Source organism: Pseudomonas sp. NPDC089408 (assembly GCF_044749445.1).
Taxonomy (GTDB): Bacteria; Pseudomonadota; Gammaproteobacteria; order Pseudomonadales; family Pseudomonadaceae; genus Aquipseudomonas.
In genome coordinates this window covers 49,239-70,139 of sequence record NZ_JBIVHY010000001.1, presented here as the reverse complement: position 1 = coordinate 70,139, position 20,901 = coordinate 49,239, and the positions used below count along the sequence as shown (strand labels likewise).

The 20,901-nt window shown below is 63.0% G+C and carries 15 protein-coding genes, 2 tRNA genes and 1 pseudogene; 14 read left to right on the top strand and 4 right to left on the bottom strand.

Translation table 11 applies throughout. The features are described from left to right. Positions 1–10 precede the first annotated feature (10 nt). The 11 genes and pseudogenes from ACIP02_RS00330 to ACIP02_RS00280 all read left to right on the top strand — a co-directional run bounded on the left by ACIP02_RS00330 (position 11) and on the right by ACIP02_RS00280 (position 13,175). Positions 11–1,441, top strand: coding sequence for an N-acetylmuramoyl-L-alanine amidase (locus ACIP02_RS00330; RefSeq protein WP_400612117.1), 1,431 nt, complete (start codon positions 11–13; stop codon positions 1,439–1,441). Beyond that, on the top strand, positions 1,441–3,339 hold the full coding sequence (mutL, locus tag ACIP02_RS00325; protein ID WP_400612115.1) for a DNA mismatch repair endonuclease MutL: 1,899 nt from the start codon (positions 1,441–1,443) through the stop codon (positions 3,337–3,339). Before ACIP02_RS00330 ends, mutL begins: the two co-directional genes overlap by 1 nt. A gap of 1 nt (position 3,340) precedes the next feature. Further along, positions 3,341–4,312: a tRNA (adenosine(37)-N6)-dimethylallyltransferase MiaA gene (gene miaA, locus ACIP02_RS00320; RefSeq protein WP_400612113.1), complete on the top strand. Its 972-nt coding sequence runs from the start codon at positions 3,341–3,343 to the stop codon at positions 4,310–4,312. A 94-nt stretch (positions 4,313–4,406) separates the two neighbouring features. After that, positions 4,407–4,667 (top strand): RNA chaperone Hfq, encoded by a 261-nt coding sequence (hfq, locus tag ACIP02_RS00315; RefSeq protein ID WP_012274457.1) that lies wholly within the window; start codon positions 4,407–4,409, stop codon positions 4,665–4,667. A gap of 12 nt (positions 4,668–4,679) precedes the next feature. Continuing rightward, a complete protein-coding gene (gene hflX / locus ACIP02_RS00310) occupies positions 4,680–5,981 on the top strand; it encodes a ribosome rescue GTPase HflX (protein WP_201202865.1) in 1,302 nt (433 codons plus the stop codon). Between the two features lie 96 nt (positions 5,982–6,077). Continuing rightward, complete coding sequence (gene hflK, locus ACIP02_RS00305) at positions 6,078–7,259, top strand: FtsH protease activity modulator HflK (RefSeq protein WP_201202868.1); 1,182 nt, start codon at positions 6,078–6,080, stop codon at positions 7,257–7,259. Beyond that, the gene (gene hflC / locus ACIP02_RS00300; RefSeq protein ID WP_400612110.1) at positions 7,259–8,128 is read left to right on the top strand and encodes a protease modulator HflC; all 870 of its coding nucleotides are present in this window, start codon (positions 7,259–7,261) and stop codon (positions 8,126–8,128) included. The genes hflK and hflC overlap by 1 nt, the downstream gene beginning before the upstream one ends. Before the next feature lie 301 nt (positions 8,129–8,429). Further along, a complete protein-coding gene (locus ACIP02_RS00295; RefSeq protein WP_400612108.1) occupies positions 8,430–9,617 on the top strand; it encodes an ATP phosphoribosyltransferase regulatory subunit in 1,188 nt (395 codons plus the stop codon). Between the two features lie 55 nt (positions 9,618–9,672). Then, the gene (locus tag ACIP02_RS00290) at positions 9,673–10,965 is read left to right on the top strand and encodes an adenylosuccinate synthase (RefSeq protein WP_027592535.1); all 1,293 of its coding nucleotides are present in this window, start codon (positions 9,673–9,675) and stop codon (positions 10,963–10,965) included. Positions 10,966–11,576: 611 nt separating this feature from the next. Continuing rightward, a pseudogene (locus ACIP02_RS00285) lies at positions 11,577–12,317 on the top strand (HAMP domain-containing protein); the annotation flags it as partial. Further along, positions 12,291–13,175 (top strand): methyl-accepting chemotaxis protein, encoded by an 885-nt coding sequence (locus ACIP02_RS00280; protein ID WP_400613218.1) that lies wholly within the window; start codon positions 12,291–12,293, stop codon positions 13,173–13,175. The pseudogene ACIP02_RS00285 and the gene ACIP02_RS00280, both read left to right, overlap by 27 nt. Positions 13,176–13,501: 326 nt before the next feature. Here ACIP02_RS00280 and ACIP02_RS00275 read toward each other — a convergent pair whose 3' ends face one another. From ACIP02_RS00275 to ACIP02_RS00260, 4 genes are all read right to left on the bottom strand, one after another. After that, on the bottom strand, positions 13,502–15,067 hold the full coding sequence (locus tag ACIP02_RS00275) for an ABC transporter permease (RefSeq protein WP_400612106.1): 1,566 nt from the start codon (positions 15,065–15,067) through the stop codon (positions 13,502–13,504). After that, positions 15,067–16,080 (bottom strand): extracellular solute-binding protein, encoded by a 1,014-nt coding sequence (locus ACIP02_RS00270; RefSeq protein WP_400612104.1) that lies wholly within the window; start codon positions 16,078–16,080, stop codon positions 15,067–15,069. Before ACIP02_RS00270 ends, ACIP02_RS00275 begins: the two co-directional genes overlap by 1 nt. A gap of 425 nt (positions 16,081–16,505) precedes the next feature. Next, a tRNA-Leu gene (locus ACIP02_RS00265) sits at positions 16,506–16,592 on the bottom strand. Between the two features lie 88 nt (positions 16,593–16,680). Continuing rightward, positions 16,681–16,767: transfer RNA gene (locus ACIP02_RS00260), tRNA-Leu, on the bottom strand. 272 nt (positions 16,768–17,039) lie between these two features. Between ACIP02_RS00260 and rnr the strand changes: the two genes are divergently transcribed. The 3 genes from rnr to rpsF all read left to right on the top strand — a co-directional run. Continuing rightward, positions 17,040–19,619 (top strand): ribonuclease R, encoded by a 2,580-nt coding sequence (gene rnr / locus ACIP02_RS00255; RefSeq protein WP_400612102.1) that lies wholly within the window; start codon positions 17,040–17,042, stop codon positions 19,617–19,619. Continuing rightward, a complete protein-coding gene (rlmB, locus tag ACIP02_RS00250) occupies positions 19,616–20,362 on the top strand; it encodes a 23S rRNA (guanosine(2251)-2'-O)-methyltransferase RlmB (protein ID WP_400612100.1) in 747 nt (248 codons plus the stop codon). Before rnr ends, rlmB begins: the two co-directional genes overlap by 4 nt. 288 nt (positions 20,363–20,650) lie before the next feature. Then, positions 20,651–20,901, top strand: a 251-nt coding sequence (gene rpsF, locus ACIP02_RS00245; RefSeq protein ID WP_400612098.1) for a 30S ribosomal protein S6, incomplete at its 3' end; no start/stop codon positions are given.

Below are 20,901 nucleotides of genomic sequence, written 5' to 3'. Positions count from 1 at the left end.
TGGGGTAGGTATGCGCATACGCGCACTGGTCGCGATCGTTGGGCTGCTGCTGACAACGGTGACCGTTGACGCTCTGGCCGTCACTCAAGTCAAGAGCATGCGCCTGTGGCGCGCGCCAGACAACACGCGGCTGGTCTTCGACCTGTCTGGCCCCGTGCAGCACAGCGTCTTCACCTTGAGCGCGCCCGATCGCCTGGTCATCGACATCAATGGTGCGACCTTGGCCGCGCCGCTGAACGTGGCCACCTCCAACACGCCGATCAGCAGCGTGCGTTCGGCACAGCGCACGCCGACCGACCTGCGCGTGGTGGTCGACCTGAAAAAGTCGGTCACCCCGAAAAGCTTCACGCTGGCGCCCAACGCCCAGTACGGCAACCGCCTGGTGGTCGACCTGTACGATCAGGAGGCCGATGCAATCGCGGCCACTGCGCCTGCTCCGGCGCCGGCCCCGGTGCAAACGCCCGCGACCACGCCTGCCGTGCCTGTGTCGCCGGCCCAGCCAGCCATCAAGCTGCCACCGGTGCCAAGCGGCAAGCGTGACATCGTTGTCGCCATCGATGCCGGTCACGGTGGTGAAGACCCGGGGGCGTCCGGCTCGCGCGGCCAGCATGAAAAAGACATCGTGCTGCAGATTGCCCAGGAACTGCAGCGCCAGATCAACAGCGAAAAGGGCTTCCGCGCCGAGCTGACCCGTACCGGTGACTACTTCATCCCGCTGCGCAAACGCACCGAGATTGCCCGCAAGAAGGGCGCCGACCTGTTCGTCTCGATCCACGCCGACGCAGCGCCATCGAAAGCTGCATTTGGTGCTTCGGTGTTCGCCCTGTCCGACCGCGGGGCCACCTCCGAGACAGCGCGCTGGCTGGCAGACACGGAAAACCGTTCCGACTTGATCGGTGGTGCCGGCAACGTCAGCCTCGACGACAAGGACCGCATGCTTGCGGGCGTGCTGCTCGACCTGTCGATGACCGCCACGCTCAGCTCCAGCCTGAACGTCGGGCAAAAGGTGCTGGGCAACATGGGTCGCATCACCTCGCTGCACAAGCAGCGCGTGGAGCAGGCAGGCTTCATGGTGCTGAAATCGCCGGATATCCCATCGATCCTGGTCGAAACCGGGTTTATCTCGAATGCCAACGAGGCGGCCAAGCTGGCCACGCGCAGCCATCAACAGGCGCTGGCCCGCTCGATCCATACCGGTGTGCGTCAGTTCTTCCAGCAGAACCCGCCACCAGGCACCTACATCGCCTGGCTGCGTGACACCGGCAAGATTGCCGCTGGCCCGCGCGAACACACGGTTCGCCCTGGCGAAACCCTGGCGATGCTCGCCGTGCGCTACCAGGTCAGCGTGGCCAGCCTGCGCAGCACCAACAGCCTCAAGACCGATGAGCTGAAGGTTGGCCAGCGCCTCGATGTACCCGCCACCACCCTGGCCTCGCAATAATGACTGGTGGTTCGCGCATTCAGTTGCTCAGCCCGCGGCTGGCCAACCAGATTGCCGCCGGCGAAGTGGTCGAGCGGCCAGCATCTGTGGCCAAGGAGCTGCTGGAAAACAGCCTGGACTCCGGCGCCCGGCGCATCGATGTGGACGTGGAGCAGGGCGGCGTCAAGCTGCTGAAGGTGCGGGACGATGGCAGCGGTATTTCTGCCGACGACCTGCCATTGGCCCTGGCCCGTCACGCCACTAGCAAGATCCGGGAGCTGGAAGACCTTGAAGGCGTATTGAGCCTGGGCTTTCGTGGCGAGGCCCTGGCCTCGATCAGCTCGGTGGCACGCCTGACCCTGACTTCGCGCACTGCCAGTGCCAGCGAAGCCTGGCAGGTGGAAACCGAGGGTCGCGACATGCTCCCGCGGGTGCAGCCGGCGGCGCACCCGGTTGGCACTTCGGTGGAAGTCCGCGACCTGTTCTTCAATACCCCGGCACGGCGCAAGTTCCTCAAGGCCGAGAAAACCGAGTTCGATCACCTGCAGGAAGTGATCCGCCGGCTGGCGCTGGCGCGTTTCGATGTCGGCTTCCACCTGCGTCACAACGGCAAGAGCATCCTCAGCCTGCACGAAGCTCACGACGAAACCGCCCGTGCGCGGCGCGTGGGCGCCATCTGCGGCCCGGGCTTCATGGAGCAGGCGCTACCGATCGATGTCGAGCGCAACGGCCTGCGCCTGTGGGGCTGGGTAGGTTTGCCGACGTTCTCGCGCAGCCAGGCCGACCTGCAGTACTTCTTCGTCAATGGCCGTGCGGTGCGCGACAAGCTGGTCGCCCACGCCGTGCGCCAGGCCTACCGTGACGTGCTGTTCAATGGCCGGCACCCGACTTTCGTGCTGTTCCTGGAGCTGGAGCCCAACGGCGTCGACGTCAACGTGCACCCGACCAAGCATGAAGTGCGTTTCCGCGAGGGGCGCTCGGTACACGACTTCCTGTACGGCACCTTGCACCGTGCCCTGGCCGATGTGCGCCCGGAAGACCAGTTGGCCGCGCCTGCTGCTCTGCCTGAGGCGATCCGCCCGACAGGCCAGCAGGCCGGCGAGTTTGGCCCGCAGGGTGAAATGCGCCTGGCTTCACCGGTGCTGGAGCAGCCCCGGGCACCACAGTTTTCCATTTCCAATGGTGGCAGTGGCGCGGGTTATCAGTCCCAGTACAGCCCGCGGCCGTCCCAGCCGCTGCCAGCAGCCGAAGCGCAGGCGGTCTACCGCGAATTCTACAAACCCATGGACGATGGCGTGGCTGCGCCTTCGGCGTTACCCGAAAGCCAGGGCGACATCCCGCCGCTGGGCTATGCCATGGCCCAGCTCAAGGGTATCTACATCCTGGCTGAGAATGCTGTCGGGCTGGTGCTGGTGGACATGCACGCCGCCCACGAGCGCATCATGTACGAGCGGCTGAAGGTGGCCATGGCCAGCGAAGGCCTTAGCGGCCAGCCGCTGTTGGTGCCGGAAACCCTGGCCCTGAGCCAGCGCGAAGCCGATTGCGCCGAAGAGCACGCGCAGTGGTTCCAGCGCCTGGGCTTCGAACTGCAGCGCCTGGGCCCGGAGACTTTGGCAATCCGCCAGATCCCGGCCTTGCTCAAGCAGGCCGAGGCCAACCGCCTGGTGCAGGATGTGCTTGCCGACCTGATGGAATACGGCACCAGTGACCGTATCCAGGCGCACCTCAACGAGCTGCTCGGGACCATGGCCTGCCACGGCGCCGTGCGCGCCAACCGGCGCCTGGCCATTCCCGAGATGAATGCCCTGCTGCGCGACATGGAAAACACCGAGCGCAGCGGCCAGTGCAACCACGGCCGTCCTACATGGACCCAGATGGGCCTGGACGACCTGGACAAACTTTTCCTGCGCGGTCGATGAAATGAGTGGCAAGCCCCCTGCAATATTCCTGATGGGCCCGACGGCGGCCGGCAAGACCGACCTCGCCATCGAACTGACCAACGTGCTGCCGTGCGAGCTGATCAGCGTCGACTCGGCGCTGGTCTACCGCGGCATGGACATCGGTTCGGCCAAACCATCGAAAGAAATCCTCGCCGCCCACCCGCACCGGCTGATCGACATTCGTGACCCGGCCGAGAGCTATTCGGCCGCGCAGTTCCGCACCGATGCCCTGGAGGCCATGGCCGAGATCACTGCGCGCGGCAAGATCCCGCTGCTGGTCGGCGGTACCATGCTTTACTACAAGGCCTTGATCGATGGCCTGGCCGACATGCCGGCGGCCGATGTCGCGGTGCGCGCCGAGCTGGAGGCCCAGGCCGAAGCGCTGGGCCTGGCCGAGCTGCACCGGCAACTGGCCGAGGTCGACCCGGTGTCGGCGGCGCGCATCCACCCCAACGACCCGCAGCGGCTGATCCGGGCGCTGGAGGTGTACCGGGTGAGTGGCGAGAGCATGACAGCGCATCGTCAACGTCAATTCGCGGAAAGTCGCGGCGCAGACGCAGGCGCTGACGGGCATTTGCCCTATACTGTCGCCAGTTTGGCGATTGCTCCTACAGATCGTCACATTTTGCATCAGCGAATTGCGTTACGATTTTCGCAGATGCTGGAACAGGGCTTCGTTGACGAGGTCCGATCGCTGCGAGCCAGAAGTGACTTGCACGCCGGGCTACCGTCTATACGGGCAGTGGGTTATCGGCAAGTCTGGGATTACCTGGACGGCAAGCTGACTGAGAATGAGATGCGTGAACGCGGTATCATTGCAACCAGGCAGCTGGCCAAGCGGCAGTTCACCTGGTTGCGTGGCTGGCCTGGCGTACACTGGCTTGACAGCATGGCCTGCGACAATCTGTCCCGCACCTTGAAATACCTTGGGGCCATCTCCATATTGAGCTGAGTCCCTGCTGATTGCCGTCTATTCTTGCGAAGGGGCGGCCTAATTTATCGATTTTATTGATTTTCTATTATTTATCCTTACAGGAGTGCGGCATATGTCAAAAGGGCATTCGCTACAAGACCCTTACTTGAACACCTTGAGAAAAGAAAAGGTCCCGGTTTCCATCTACCTGGTCAACGGCATCAAACTGCAGGGCTCGATCGAATCGTTCGACCAGTTCGTAGTGCTGCTGAAGAACACCGTAAGTCAGATGGTCTACAAACACGCCATTTCGACCGTGGTGCCGGCCCGTCCAGTCCGCCTGCCAAGCCCGACCGACGGCGAACATGGCGACAGCGAGCCAGGCAACGCCTGATAGGAGCCTGCATTGTTCTTTGAGCGCCACGGTGGTGGTGAGCGGGCGTTGCTCGTTCACTTGGAAGGTCACAACCCTGAGGCGCGCGAAGACCCGCAGGAGTTTCAGGAGTTGGCATTGTCGGCCGGTGCCGACATCGTTTCGCTGGTCACGGTGACAAGGCATCAGCCTTCCGCCAAATACCTGATTGGCAGCGGCAAGGTCGAAGAGCTGCACGACCTGGTCCATGCCGAACAGGTAGACCTGGTGATTTTCAATCACACCCTCACGCCCAGTCAGGAGCGCAACCTCGAGCGTGTGTTCGAGTGTCGTGTGCTTGACCGTACCGGGCTGATCCTCGATATCTTCGCCCAGCGGGCGCGTACCCATGAAGGCAAGCTGCAGGTCGAACTGGCCCAGCTGGACCACATGAGCACGCGGCTGGTGCGCGGCTGGACTCACCTTGAGCGACAAAAAGGCGGTATCGGCCTGCGCGGCCCGGGTGAAACCCAGCTGGAAACCGACCGCCGCCTGTTGCGGGTGCGCATACGCCAGATCAAGTCACGCCTCGAGAAAGTGCGCAGCCAGCGCGAGCAGGCGCGTCGCGGGCGCAAGCGCGCGGACATCCCGTCAGTGTCGCTGGTGGGTTATACCAACGCCGGCAAGTCCACGCTGTTCAATGCCCTGACCGAATCCGAGGTGTACGCCGCGGACCAGTTGTTCGCTACCCTCGACCCGACCCTGCGCCGGCTCGAACTCAACGACCTGGGGCCAATCGTGCTGGCCGACACGGTGGGTTTCATCCGCCACCTGCCGCACAAGCTGGTCGAGGCATTTCGGGCTACGCTCGAAGAGTCGAGCAACTCCGACTTGCTGGTGCATGTGATCGACGCCCATGAGCCTGAGCGCATGGAACAGATCGAGCAAGTATTGGCGGTGTTGGGCGAGATTGGCGCCGAAGGCTTGCCGATCCTCGAGGTGTATAACAAACTCGACCTGCTTGAAGATGTCGAGCCCCAGATCCAGCGCAATGCCGATGGCAAGCCGGAACGGGTCTGGGTATCGGCACGCGATGGGCGTGGCCTGGAGCTGGTTGGCCAGGCGATTGCCGAATTGCTGGGGGAAGATCTGTTTGTCGGTACCCTTTGCCTGGAGCAGCGTTTTGCCCGCTTGCGCGCGCAATTCTTTGCCCTGGGGGCGGTGCAGGGTGAAGAGCATGATGAAGAAGGGCGCAGCCTGCTGAGCGTGCGACTGCCCATGGTCGAACTGAATCGCCTGGTCAGCCGCGAAGGCATGGAGCCGCAAGTGTTTGTCGAGCAACACACTTTGCAATAAATGCCCGTCGAGGTCGCCGGGCAGCAGTGACAGGCATTCTGTAGCATTGGACGGCGCGCCGTGGGCGCGTCTTTGCTTTATCAGATGGAGAGCGCTATGGCTTGGAACGAGCCGGGTGGCAACTCGAACAATCAGGATCCCTGGGGCGGCCGCCGTGGTGGCGGTGGCGGTGGTGGTGACAAGAAAGGTCCGCCGGATCTGGACGAGGCCTTCCGCAAACTGCAGGACAGCCTGAACGGCATGTTCGGCGGTAAAAAGAAACGTGGCGGCGGTGACCGCAATGTCGGCAAGGGCGGTGGCCTTGGCCTGCTGGGCATTGGCCTGGCGGTGCTGGCTGCCATCTGGCTGTACAGCGCCGTGTACGTGGTCGACGAGCAGGAGCAGGCCGTGGTGCTGCGCTTCGGCAAGTACTATGAGACGGTCGGTCCCGGCCTGAACATCTACTTCCCGCCGTTCGATCGCAAGTACATGGAAAACGTCACGCGTGAGCGTGCCTACACCAAGCAGGGCCAGATGCTGACCGAAGACGAGAACATCGTCGAGGTGCCGCTGACCGTCCAGTACAAGATCAGCAACCTGCAGGACTTCGTGCTCAACGTCGACCAGCCTGAGGTGAGCCTGCAACACGCGACCGACAGTGCCCTGCGCCACGTGGTGGGTTCCACCTCGATGGACCAGGTGCTGACCGAAGGCCGTGAGCAGATGGCCGTGGATATCCGCGAACGCCTGCAGCGCTTCCTCGACAACTACCGTACCGGTATCACCGTGACCCAGGTCAACGTACAGAGCGCGGCAGCCCCGCGTGAAGTGCAGGAAGCCTTCGACGACGTGATCCGTGCCCGCGAAGACGAGCAGCGCGCCCGCAACCAGGCCGAGTCCTACGCCAATGGCGTGGTGCCCGAAGCCCGTGGTCAGGCGCAGCGCATCATCGAGGACGCCAACGGTTACCGCGACGAGGTCATCGCCCGTGCCAAGGGTGAGGCTGACCGCTTCACCAAACTGCTGGGTGAGTACCGCAAGGCACCTGACGTGACCCGTCAGCGCCTGTACCTCGAAACCATGCAAGAGGTTTACAGCAACTCGAGCAAAGTCATGGTGGCGACCAAGGACGGGCAGAACAACCTGCTCTACCTGCCACTGGACAAGATGGTCGAAGGCAGCCGCAATACGTCCGCGCCAGCCACCAGTGTGTCGCCATCGGCCAACGATGCCGCCGCGCGTGCCGCGCAGGACCTGCAACAGCAACAGCAGCAGCTGCGTACTAGGGAGAGCCGCTGATGAGCAATAGATCGCTGATCGCCCTGATCGCCGCCGTGGTCCTGGCCATCGTGGCCTGGAACAGCTTCTACATCGTGTCCCAGACCGAGCGTGCAGTCATGCTGCGCTTTGGTAAGGTGGTCCAGGCAGATGTCCAGCCTGGCCTGCACGTGAAGATTCCGTACGTGAACCAGGTGCGCAAGTTCGACGCCCGCCTCATGACCCTCGACGCCCCGACCCAGCGGTTCCTGACCCTGGAGAAGAAAGCGGTGATGGTCGACGCCTACGCCAAGTGGCGCGTCAAGGATGCCGAACGCTTCTACACTGCCACCTCCGGCATGAAGCAGATCGCCGACGAGCGTCTGTCGCGTCGCCTGGAAAGCGGCCTGCGTGACCAGTTCGGTAAACGTACCCTGCACGAAGTGGTATCCGGTGAACGTGACGCGCTGATGGCTGACATCACTGCATCGCTGAACCGCATGGCCAACAAGGAGCTGGGTATCGAGGTGGTCGACGTACGCGTCAAGGCCATCGACCTGCCGAAGGAAGTCAACCGCAGCGTATTCGACCGCATGAGCACCGAGCGTGAGCGTGAAGCGCGCGAACACCGTGCCAAGGGTAACGAGCTGGCTGAAGGTATTCGTGCCGATGCCGACCGTCAGCGCCGTGTGCTGCTGGCCGAAGCCTATCGCGAAGCAGAAGAAACCCGCGGTGACGGCGACGCCCAGTCGGCTGCCATCTACTCCAAGGCCTACACCCAGGACGCTGATTTCTATGCGTTCTACCGTAGCCTGCAGGCGTACCGCGAGAGCTTCTCGAGCAAGAGCGACGTGCTGGTCCTGGACCCGAAGAACGAGTTCTTCCGCTACCTGGACAAGAGCAGGCCGTGATGCTCAGGCCCTGATTTTCATGCAGCGGCGCCCCGCCTGGCAGCTAAAACGCCAGGCGGGGTGCATCCTGAATGAAAAGGGGTGTATGATGAGGCAGCCGGGAAATTTCCCGGCTTTTTTGCGTCTGCAAGGTTGATTGGCACAGCGCCAATTGACCGTTTGGTCAGCTCGCAAGGCAATTCGAGGGTGTCGGGTACGGTGGCTGCGCTGGGATCAGTGCTGCCCGCTGCTGTGCGCGATACCGGCTTTACTGACGGCTCGCCTGCTGGCAAGCCGCCCGGACCAGAGGGGAAATGGCGTAATGGCAACGGTAGACCGCTGGCTGCTGCCAGATGGCATCGAGGAAGTACTGCCACCTGAGGCTGCGCGCATCGAGATTGCGCGCCGCCAGGTGTTGGACCTGTTCCAGAGTTGGGGCTACGAACTGGTCGTTACCCCGCATATCGAGTACCTGGAGTCGCTGTTGACCGGCGCCGGCCAGGACCTGGATCAGCGCACCTTCAAGGTGGTGGACCCGCAGTCCGGCCGCCTGATGGGCTTCCGCGCCGACTTCACCCCGCAGGTGGCGCGTATCGACGCCCACACCCTGCGCCGTGAAGGCCCAAGCCGCCTGTGCTACGCCGGCAGCGTGCTGCACGCCCAGCCGCGTGCACTGTCCACCTCGCGCAGCCCGATCCAGCTGGGTGCCGAGTTGTACGGCGATGCCAGCCCTACCAGCGACGTCGAAGTCATCAGCCTGATGCTCGCCACGCTGCAACTGGCCGATGTGCCGGACGTGCACATGGACCTCGGTCACGTCGGTATCTACCGCGGCCTGGCCCGTGCTGCCGGCCTGTCCGGTGCGGTCGAGCAGCAGCTGTTCGACGCCCTGCAGCGCAAGTCGGTCGACGAAGTGCAAGCACTGACTGCCGACCTGCCGAAAGACCTGGGCAACATGCTGCGTGCGCTGGTCGAACTGTGCGGCGGCCGCGAAGTGCTGAACGAAGCCCGCGTGCGCCTGGGCCGTGCCCCGGCCAGCGTGCTGGCCGCGCTGGACGACCTGCTGGCGATCGCTGACCGCCTGGCGTCGCGCTACCCGGAGCTGCCGCTGTACTTCGACCTCGGTGAGCTGCGCGGTTACCACTACCACACCGGCGTGGTGTTCGCCGTGTTCGTGCCGGGCGAAGGTCAATCGATCGCCCAGGGCGGGCGCTATGACGACATCGGCGCCGACTTCGGCCGGGCGCGCCCGGCTACCGGTTTCTCCACGGATTTGAAGACCCTGGTCACACTGGGGCGAGCGGAGGTCGTATTGCCAACTGGCGGCATCTGGATGCCGGACAGTGGCGACGCGGCCCTCTGGCAGCAAGTCTGCCAGTTGCGCAACGAGGGCCAGCGTGTGGTCCAGGCTTTGCCTGGCCAGCCGTTGAGTGCTGCTCTCGAGGCGGATTGTGATCGGCAATTGATTCAGCAAGACGGGCGCTGGCAGGTTCTGCCGCTGGCCCAGTGAGTTTCTGCGTCGGCAAAGGCCGGCAACCAAGTTTGCGTGAATGAGGACCAATGTAATGGGTAAGAATGTCGTCGTCCTGGGCACCCAGTGGGGTGATGAGGGCAAAGGCAAGATCGTCGATCTGCTGACCGAACATGCTGCCGCCGTAGTGCGCTACCAAGGTGGCCACAACGCGGGCCACACCCTGGTGATCAACGGTGAAAAGACCGTTCTGCACCTGATTCCGTCCGGCATCCTGCGTGAAGGCGTACAGTGCCTGATCGGCAACGGCGTGGTCGTTGCCCCGGATGCACTGATGCGTGAAATCACCAAGCTGGAAGAGAAGGGCGTACCGGTGCGCGAGCGCCTGCGCATTTCCCCGGCTGCGCCGCTGATCCTGTCGTACCACGTGGCCCTGGACCAGGCCCGCGAAAAAGCCCGTGGCGAAGCCAAGATCGGCACCACCGGCCGTGGCATCGGCCCAGCCTACGAAGACAAGGTTGCACGCCGCGGCCTGCGCGTGGGCGACCTGTTCCACCGCGAGCGTTTCGCCGCCAAGCTGGGTGAGCTGCTGGACTACCACAACTTCCAGCTGGTGAATTACTACAAAGAGCCGGCCATCGACTTCCAGCAGACCCTGGACGAGTGCATGGCCTACGCCGAGCAGCTCAAGCCGATGATGCTCGACGTCACCGCCGAGCTGCACAACCTGCGCCGCGCCGGCAAGGACATCATGTTCGAAGGCGCCCAAGGTTCGCTGCTGGACATCGACCACGGTACCTACCCGTACGTCACCAGCTCCAACACCACGGCTGGCGGTATCTCCACCGGTTCCGGCGTTGGCCCGATGTACCTCGACTACATCCTGGGTATCACCAAGGCCTACACCACCCGTGTCGGTTCCGGTCCGTTCCCGACCGAACTGTTTGACGAGACTGGCGCTACCCTGGCCAAGCGTGGCCATGAGTTCGGTTCCACCACCGGCCGTGCCCGTCGTTGCGGCTGGTTCGATGCCGTCATTCTGCGTCGTGCCATCGACGTCAACAGCATCTCGGGCATTTGCCTGACCAAGCTGGACGTACTGGACGGCCTGGAAACCATCAACATCTGCGTTGGCTACAAGAACGAGAACGGTGCTGTGATCGACGCACCTTCCGATGCCGACAGCTACATCGGCCTGGAGCCGGTGTACGAAGAGATGCCAGGCTGGAGCGAGTCGACCCTGGGTGCCAAGACCCTGGAAGCGCTGCCAGAAGCTGCTCGTGCTTACATCAAGCGCATCGAAGAGCTGGTAGGCGCGCCGATCGACATCATTTCGACCGGCCCTGACCGCAACGAGACCATCGTGCTGCGTCACCCGTTCGCCTGATCTGCCCTCCAGGCTGATCTGACGCCGTGGCCCTGAAAGGGGCTGCGGCGTTTTTGTTTGTGTTCTCCTGTGCTGGCCTCTTCGCGGGTAAACCCGCTCCTACAAGGGAGTGCGATCCCCTGTAGGAGCGGGTTTACCCGCGAAGAGGCCAGCACAGGCAACCCCATTGCTCAATCTTGGCACTTATCCCCGCCACCCCCGGCACAACCCTTGCTGTAAGAAACGTCTGACGATGCCATCAAAATAGTGGCGCCAGAAAACACGAGGGTTACACCGTGTCTGCCATCCTCTCACTGTTACGAAGCCGCCTTTTGCGGCCTGTATTTGTTGCCCTTGGTATCGCTCTTTTGGTGCAGGTGCTGGTTGCCGTTGCGCTCACCCGCAGCACGGTCACCGCCCTGGAGGCCGACTTGGGCGAGCGCCTGGGTAATGACAGCCGCCAACTCGCCAACGACCTGGAGCAAGCTGGGCAAGATGTACGCTCGGGCCTTGACGGCCTGTCCAATAGCACTCGCCAGCGCCTCAGCGCGGGTTTGTCTACGCGCCTGCAAAGCGAGCAGCAGCAATTGCGCAGCACCCTGGAGAAGAACCTCAAGGATTCCGCCAACGACATGGCCGAACTGCTGGCCTCGGTCGCCCCGCGGGCGATCTGGGACAACGACGTGCCGGTGCTCTCCGACTTCGCCCGTCGCGCCCAGCGTAACCCCAACGTGCTGTTCGTGGTCTACGACGATGCTCAGGGCCAGCACCTGACCCGCTACCTGAATCGGCAAAACCCGATCAACCAGGCTTTGATGGAGAAAGGCCAGGGCGAGCGTGCGCTGGACAAGGTGATTGACGCAGCCCGCCGTGATCCGGCGGTGTACTTCGTCGAAGCGCCGATCAACCCCAATGGTGCGGAAATCGGCAAGGTGGTAATGGGTGTTTCCACCGCTGGCATCGAACAGGAGCTCAAGGCCCTCGACCAACGCTTTTCGGCGTTGATTGCCAGTGGTGAGCAGTTGGTTGGCGATAGCCTGGTCGGTGCTGCCGCCGACAGTGGCAAAACCCTTCGCGAACGCCTGGAAAAAGCACAGGGCAGCGCCGCGGCAATGCAGGCCAACACCGCCCAGACCGTGCGCGAGGCCGCTGCCGAGTTGCGCTGGCGCATCGGCCTGGGGCTGGTGGTGGTAGGGCTCGGTGTGCTGCTGGTCGTGGCCGTGGTGCTCGGCCGCCGGGTACTGAGCAAGCTGCGCCTGTTGATCACTGCCCTGAATGACCTTGCGGCGGGCGAGGGTGACCTGACCAAGCGCGTGCCGCTCGACAGCCGCGATGAAATTGGCGACATGGCCTCGGCAGTGAACCGCTTTGTCGACAAGTTGCAGCCAATCGTGCGTGAGGCGGGCGAAGTGGCGCAGCGCACGGGCGTGGAGATTGGCGCCATGGCCAAGCGTAATGCCGGTGCCGATGCCGCCGCTGCGCTGCAGCGAGATGAAGTGGCAGCCAGCCTGCGTGACCTGTCGAGCATGGCCGATGAGGCGCAGGCCGAAAGCCACGCGATGCAAGCGGCATTGCAGCAAGTGGTGGATATCCGCCAAGCCACGGACGAGAACAGCCGCACCTCGACCCAACTGGCTGGTTTGATCGAGAACCTGGCTGGGCAGGTGGATGCTGGCTCCCAGGTGATCGAGCGCTTGGCCAAGCAGAGCGAGCAGATCGAAGTGGTGTTGACGGTGATTCACGGCATTGCCGAGCAGACCAACCTGCTGGCCCTGAACGCCGCCATCGAAGCGGCCCGTGCGGGTGAAACCGGGCGTGGCTTTGCTGTGGTGGCGGATGAGGTGCGGGCGCTGGCGAGCAAGACGCAAAGCTCCACCGGGGATATCCAGGCGCATATTGCCGCGCTGCAGAAGGGCGCCAAGGAAGCCGTGGCCACCATCAGCCAGGCTGGGCTCAAAGCTGGCGAAGGGTTGCTGGTGCTGCGTGACAACGAGCGCCGACAGCAGTCAGTGCAAGCGGCCGTGGAGCAGGTGCACGCGGCCATTGGCCTGGCTACCCGCGCCGCCGAGCAGCAGGCGAGCGGTGCGCAGGCGGTGCGGGGACGGGTAGAAACCATTCATGCCCAGGCTGAGCGCTCGGCGGAGGTGGTGATGCAGACTACGGCCAGCAGCAAGGTACTGGATGATCTGGCCGCGCAGTTGCGGGCCAGCTTAGGTCAGTTCAGAGCCTGAGTTGGGGTGGGGTGTTTGTCGTGGGTTTTCTGGCGCCTGTGAGATCGAGCGCCGCCCGCGCGGCGCTTCGCGGCACAAGGCCGCTCCCACATCTGTTTCGGGCCAGTCCTTCCTTTGAGGTCACCTCTGGCCGCCTTGTTTGTTCCCTTTGATATCGAAGGTGACAAAGTTGCTCTTTGTCAATTTCCAGCCATGCACCTAGGGTGCGAGTGCGAAGGAGGGAGGAGTAACTGGCCTTAAACAGATGTGGGAGCGGCCTTGTGCCGCGAAGCGCCGCGCGGGCGGCGCTCGATTTCTGCTCCACCTCAAAGCCCAAGGCATGCACCTCAAGCTTTGTTCAGATACATCCGCGTAGTCAGCAGATAAACCGGCAACCCCGACACCACGATGAGCAACGCCGCGTAAGGCGCCGCTGCCGCGAACTCGACGTTGGCCGTGTGCGCCCACACCTCGGTGGCCAGCGTGGTCATCCCGGTCGGGCTTAGCAGCAGCGTGGCAGTCAGCTCCTTCATGGCATCCAGGAATACCAGTGCGAAAGCCGCGGCCATGGCCGGGAATATGATCGGCAGGGTCACCCGGCAGAACGCCGCAAAGCTGCTTGCACCCAGCGTTCGAGCGGCCTCTTCCAGCGTTGGCGAGGCCTTGTTCAGCGCAGTGCGCACTGGCGACTGCGCCAGCGGCAGGAACAGCAGCGCATAGGCCAGCAGCAGCAAGGCCGTGGTCTGGTACAGCGCGGGCACGTAGTGCAGGGCGAAGAACACCAAGGTCAAGGCAATCACCAGGCCGGGCAGGGCGTGCAGCAGGTACGGCAGGCGCTCGGCCCAGATTGCCAGGCGGCCCTTGTAGCGCACCACCAGGAAGCTGATTGGCAGTGCCAGCAGCACACAGAAGCCAGCACCACCCAGCGACACCGACAGCGAAGTGAACAGCGCCTTGGAGATGGCCGCCACCGGGAATGCCGCCGACGAGCCAACGCTCAGCCAGTAACCGAGCATGGCCAGCGGAATACCGCTGCCCAGCACCGCCAGGCCCACGCAGAACAGTTGCGCCAGCACCGCCCAGCCACGCAGCCGCACTGGTTGTGCACGGCGTGCCACGCCTTGGCCGATGCGTACATGGCGGGCCTTGCCGCGTACGCGCAATTCCAGCCACAGCATCACCAGGCACATCGCCAACAGCACGGCAGACAGCATCGCCGCGTTGGCGTTGCTGAACTCCAGTTCGAACTGCTGGTAGATCGCCGTGGTGAAGGTTTGCAGGCCGAGAATCGACAGTGCGCCGAACTCCACCAGCATGTGCAGGGCAATCAGCAGCGCGCCGCCGAGCATCGACGGCCACAGCAGCGGCAGGGTGACTTTGACGAATACCCCCCAGCGGCTGCAGCCCAAGGTGCGCGCCGACTCCTCCAGCGAGGTGTCGAGGTTGCGCAGGGTAGCGGCCACCGGCAGGAACACCAGTGGGTATTTGGACAGCGCCATGACCATGATCGCCCCGCCAAGCCCTTCAAAGTCGGAGCTAAGCGACACCCAGGTGAAGCTGCTGACGAACGATGGCACCGCAAACGGCAGGCACAACACCACGCCCCACAATCGGCGGCCCGCGAGGTTGCTGCGCTCCAGCAGCCAGGCCAGCGCCAGGCCGACCACCATGCAGGTCAGCGTCACCCCGACCATCAGCAGCAGGGTGTTGCGCATCAGCCCCCAGACAAAGGGCCGCCATAGCAGGTGCAAGGCTTCGCGCCAGCCGGCTTCCCAGGCTTTGATGGCGACGTAGGCCAGCGGCAGCAAGCTCATCGCCACCAGGAACAGTACGGGCAGCAGCACCCAGATGGAAGGGCGCTTGCGGCGCGGTACGAAGCGTACCGGCGCAGGCTGGGACAGGGCGGCGGTCATTAGAGCAGGCCGACCTCGCGCTCAAGCTCGATGGCTTCCTCGGCATTGCCCAGGTCGGCCGGCGAGATCTGTGGCGGACGCAGCTCTTCGAACGGCTTCAGGCCGCGGTCGGAAACCATGCCCTTGTGCAGCGGGTATTCGGCGGTGGTCTGGGTGATCACGCGCTGGCCTTCTTCGCTGGCCATCCAGTTGAGCAGGGCCTGGGCTTCTTTCGGGTGTTTGCTGGCCTTGACCGCGGCAGCACCAGAGATGGTTACCAGGTTGCCGGCGTCACCGTCGGCCAGGTAGTACAGCTTGGAGTCGAGCTTGCCGCGCTCACGCTCCAGGGCGTACCAGTAGTAGTTGTTCACCAGCACCGCGGCAACTTCGCCTTTTTCCACGGCCTTCAGCGCGACCATGTTGTTGGTGTAGGTCTTGCCGAAGGCTTTCAGGCCGGTCAGCCATTCTTCGGTGGCTTCGCGGCCGTGCATTTTCAGGATGGCCACCGCCTGTTCCTGGAAGGCGCCGCTGGTCGGCACGTAACCGACGCGGCCTTCCCACTCGGGGTCGGCGAAATCCATGACGGTGGTCGGCAGGTCTTTTTCGTCGATCTTCTTCGGGTTGTAGACCACTACGCGGGTACGTGCGGTAACGCCCATCCAGGTGCCGTTGGCGCCTACGTATTGCTTGGGCAGCATATTCAGCGTGGCGTCGTCGATCTTCGCCAGCAGGCCCAGCTCGCCAAGGTTGTTCAGCGGTGGCGACTCTTCGGTGTAGATGATGTCGGCCGGCGAGCGGTCGCCTTCCTCGATGATCTGGCTGGCCAGCTGGTTGCTGCTGCCCTTGCGGATATTGATGTGGATACCTGTCTTGGCCTCATAGGCCTTGGCGATGGCTTCGCCGATTTCCTTGTGCTGACCGTTGTACATGGTCAGGGTGACCGGTGCGTCTGCCATGGCGGCCGGAGCGCCGATGACCAGGCTTAGCACGGCGGCAGCCAAAGTGCGCATCAGCGGTTGCGGGCGGATCGTCATGCGGGTACTTCCTCGCTTACGGCTACATATTTGGAAACAATGGTAAACGAAATCGTTTCTCAAGTGGCCGGGTGACGAGAAATTCATGGTCAGATCGGCTTGGGCCTTTTTGCGCCTGTGAGATCGAGCGCCGCCCGCGCGGCGCATCGCGGATAAATCCGCTCCTACATTTGTTGCAACGTGCCGAACCTGTGACGCCATGGTTGCCTGCCCTGATGCATGTCTTGAGTCTTGCAAACCGGCTGACAACCATGGCCTCACAGGCATGGCCACGTTGCAACAAATGTAGGAGCGGATTTATCCGCGATGCGCCGCGCGGGCGGCGCTCGATCTCCTAGGCGCCAGAGCATTCCCGGCAGACGAGGAGGGCGAGACAAAATCGCAGGCAAGAAAAAACCCACTAGCAAGCTAGTGGGTTTTTTGTATGGTGCCCAGGAGAAGACTCGAACTTCCACGACCTTGCGGTCACTGATACCTGAAACCAGCGCGTCTACCAATTCCGCCACCTGGGCAAAGCTTTGAATCATCTGATGAAGGCGAAAAACGTTCGCTTTCACACAGCAGTAACAGATCCTTGGTCATCTGTTACTTAAAAATATTTGGTGCCCAGGAGAAGACTCGAACTTCCACGACCTTGCGGTCACTGATACCTGAAACCAGCGCGTCTACCAATTCCGCCACCTGGGCACACATTCGAGATTATTTGATGCTTTACAGCGTCGCTAATCTCTACTACAACTTCGGGCTTGTCCGTCGTTGTGGTGCGCACTATACGGACGGTCCGGGGGGCTGTAAACCCCTCGAGCAAAAAAAATTTCAAAAAATTCAACTTGTTGATTCCACAGGCCTATTCCTGCTGTTTATGCACTGCAGCAGGGGCTGTCCAAGGCCGACATTTCCGGTTTCAATACGCCTATGCCAGAATTCATATCTATATACCCCAAGGTGAACCCCTTCTGATGGCCGATTGGCAATCCCTCGATCCCGAGGCCGCTCGCGAAGCGGAAAAATACGACAACCCCATTCCCAGCCGTGAGCTGATCCTGCAGCGCCTTGCCGACCGTGGCGAACCCGCTGCGCGCGAGGAGCTGGCGAAAGAGTTTGGTCTGTATGAAGAAGACCAGATCGAAGCCCTGCGCCGCCGCCTGCGTGCCATGGAGCGCGACGGCCAGCTCATCTATACCCGGCGCGGCACTTATGCCCCGGTAGACAAGCTGGACCTGATCTGTGGCCGTATCTCCGGCCACCGCGATGGCTTTGGCTTCCTCATCCCCGATGATGGCAGCGACGACCTGTTCCTGAGCCCGTCGCAAATGCGCCTGGCCTTCGATGGTGACCGTGCGTTGGCGCGGGTTTCCGGCACCGACCGCCGTGGCCGCCGTGAAGGCGTGATCGTCGAGGTCATTTCCCGCGCCCACGAAAGCGTGGTCGGCCGCTACTTCGAAGAAGGCGGCATCGGCTACGTGACCCCGGACAACCCGAAGATCCAGCAGGAAGTGCTGGTCACTGCCGGGCGCAACGGTGGCGCGAAGATCGGCCAGTTCGTCGAGATCAAGATCACCCACTGGCCAACCCCGCGCTTCCAGCCGCAAGGCGACGTGGTCGAGGTCATCGGCAACTACATGGCGCCGGGCATGGAAATCGACGTTGCCCTGCGCAGCTACGACATTCCGCACGTCTGGCCAAACGATGTGGTCAAGGAAGCGCGCAAGTTCCGCTCTGAGGTAGAAGAGAAGGACAAAGAGAAGCGCGTCGACCTGCGCCACCTGCCGTTCGTCACCATCGACGGTGAGGACGCCCGCGACTTCGACGATGCCGTCTATTGCGAACCGCTGGGCAAGCTGCGCCTGTTCTCCGGTGGCTGGCGCCTGTATGTGGCCATCGCCGACGTGTCCAGCTACGTGCGCCTGGGCTCGGCCCTGGACGTCGAAGCCCAGCAGCGCGGCAACTCGGTGTACTTCCCCGAGCGCGTGGTGCCGATGCTCCCCGAAGAGCTGTCCAACGGCCTGTGCTCGCTGAACCCGCACGTCGATCGCCTGGCCATGGTCTGTGAGATGACCATGAACAAAGCCGGCCAGATGGTCGACTACCAGTTCTACGAAGGCGTGATCCACTCCCACGCTCGCCTGACCTACAACAAGGTCAGCAGCATGCTCGAGCACGCACGTACCCGTGAGGGCAAGGCGCTGCGCGAAGAGTACAAAGAGGTCGTGCCGGACCTGAAGAACCTGTACAACCTGTACAAGGTGCTGGTGGATGCGCGTCACACCCGTGGTGCCATCGACTTCGAAACCCAGGAAACCCGCATAATCTTCGGCGACCAGCGCAAGATCGCGGAAATCCGCCCGACCGTGCGCAACGATGCCCACAAGCTGATCGAGGAATGCATGCTGGCGGCCAACGTCGCCACTGCCGAGTTCCTGCAGAAGCACGGCGTGCCAGCCCTGTACCGCGTGCACGACGGCCCGCCGCCGGAGCGCCTGGAAAAACTGCGCGCCTTCCTCGGCGAGCTGGGCCTGAGCCTGCACAAGGGCAAGGACCCGTCGCCGAAGGACTACCAAGCCCTGCTGGCGAGCATCGCCGGGCGCCCGGACTTCCACCTGATCCAGACGGTGATGCTGCGCTCGCTGAGCCAGGCCGTGTACAGCACCGAGAACAACGGCCACTTCGGCCTGAACTACGAGGCGTACACCCACTTCACCTCGCCGATCCGTCGTTACCCGGACTTGCTGGTGCACCGCGCCATCCGCAGTGTCATCCGTTCCAAGGTCGATACCCCGCACGTCAAGCGTGCCGGCGCCATGAGCATCCCCAAGGCGCGTATCTACCCGTACGACGAGAACACCCTCGAGCAACTCGGCGAGCAGTGCTCGATGACCGAGCGCCGCGCCGATGAAGCCACCCGTGACGTGGTCAACTGGCTCAAGTGCGAGTTCATGAAGGACCGCGTGGGCGAGACCTTCCCTGGCGTAATTACCGCGGTGACCGGTTTCGGCCTGTTCGTCGAACTGACCGACATCTATGTGGAAGGCCTGGTGCACGTCAGTGCGCTGCCGGGTGACTACTACCACTTCGACCCGGTGCACCACCGCCTGTCCGGCGAGCGAACCGGGCGCAGCTTCCGCCTGGGCGACACCATCGAAGTCAAGGTCATGCGCGTCGACCTGGACGAGCGCAAGATCGACTTCGAGGTGGCTGACAAGACCCTGGCCGCACCGATCGGTCGCAAGCAGCGCGGTGCCGCGCCTGCAGCCGACAAGGTTGAGCAACAGCCGGTAACCGAAGCGAAGGCCACGCCCAAACCGCGCAGCCGCAAGAGCGAAGCGTCCGAGGCGTACTTCCCGAAAGATGCTGTGCAGCGTAACGCCGAGGTGCGTAAAAGCCGCGAAATGAAGAAGGCGTTGATGACCGACGCGCGCAGCAGCGCCGGCAGCAAGTCGGAGAAAGGCGGCAAGTCGTCCGGCTCCGGCAAGCCGACCAAGCATCGTAAAGGCCCGCCGAAGTCCGGTGCGCCACGCAAGAGCAAGAGCAAGTCATGAGTCAGCTGGAAAAGATCTACGGCGTGCACGCCGTGCAGGCGTTGCTGCAGCACCATCCGAAACGGGTCAAGCAGATCTGGCTGTCGGAAGGGCGCAGCGAGCCACGCCTGCAGGCGCTGCTGGCCCTGGCCGCAGAAAACCGCGTGGCGGTTGGCCAGGCCGAGCGCCGCGAGATGGATGCCTGGGTCGAAGGCGTGCACCAGGGCGTGGTCGCCGAGATCAGCCCGAGCCAGGTGTGGGGCGAGCTGATGCTCGAAGAACTGCTCGAACGCACTGAAACGCCGCCGCTGATCCTGGTGCTGGACGGTGTGACCGACCCGCACAACCTCGGTGCCTGCCTGCGTACCGCCGATGCGGCCGGCGCCACGGCAGTGGTCGTGCCCAAGGACAAGTCGGCCACCCTCACCCCGGTGGTGCGCAAGGTTGCTTGCGGCGCCGCCGAGGTGATCCCGCTGGTGGCGGTGACCAACCTGGCGCGCACCCTGGAGAAGTTGCAGCAGCGTGGCCTGTGGGTGGTCGGTACTGCCGGCGAAGCCGAGCAGGAGATTTACCAGCAGGACCTGACCGGTCCGCTGGTGATGATCATGGGCGCGGAAGGCAAGGGCATGCGCCGGCTGACCCGCGACCATTGCGATTTCCTGGTGAAATTGCCGATGGGCGGTAGTGTCAGCAGTCTGAACGTGTCGGTGGCGACCGGGGTTTGCCTGTTTGAAGCCGTGCGTCAGCGGCAGGCCAAGCGCTGATCTTCAGCTTGTACCGGCCTCTTCGCGGGTAAACCCGCTCCTACAAGGGATTGCGTTCCCCTGTAGGAGCGGGTTTACCCGCGAAGAGGCCATCAGCTTGTGAATATGTTTCAGGCTGTTCAAATATTCACCAATCACCTTGCTTGTACGCCCCGGCTTCTCTACAATTGCGCCCCTTGCCGAGCTGGCAGGCGCTCATGTGCCTCCCCTCCGTGCAAGACATACAGTGTCATTCACTCCTTGTCTGACCAGATTCACTGGCAGACTACTAACCCGTAAGGAGCATTCATGCGTCATTACGAAATCATCTTCCTGGTTCACCCGGACCAGAGCGAACAAGTCGGCGGCATGGTTGAGCGTTACACCAAGCTGATCGAAGAAGATGGTGGCAAGATCCACCGCCTGGAAGACTGGGGCCGTCGTCAACTGGCCTACGCAATCAACAATGTTCACAAGGCTCACTACGTGATGCTGATCGTTGAGTGCACCGGCAAGGCCCTTGTCGAGTTTGAATTGAAGTTCCGGTATTACGTTTCAGT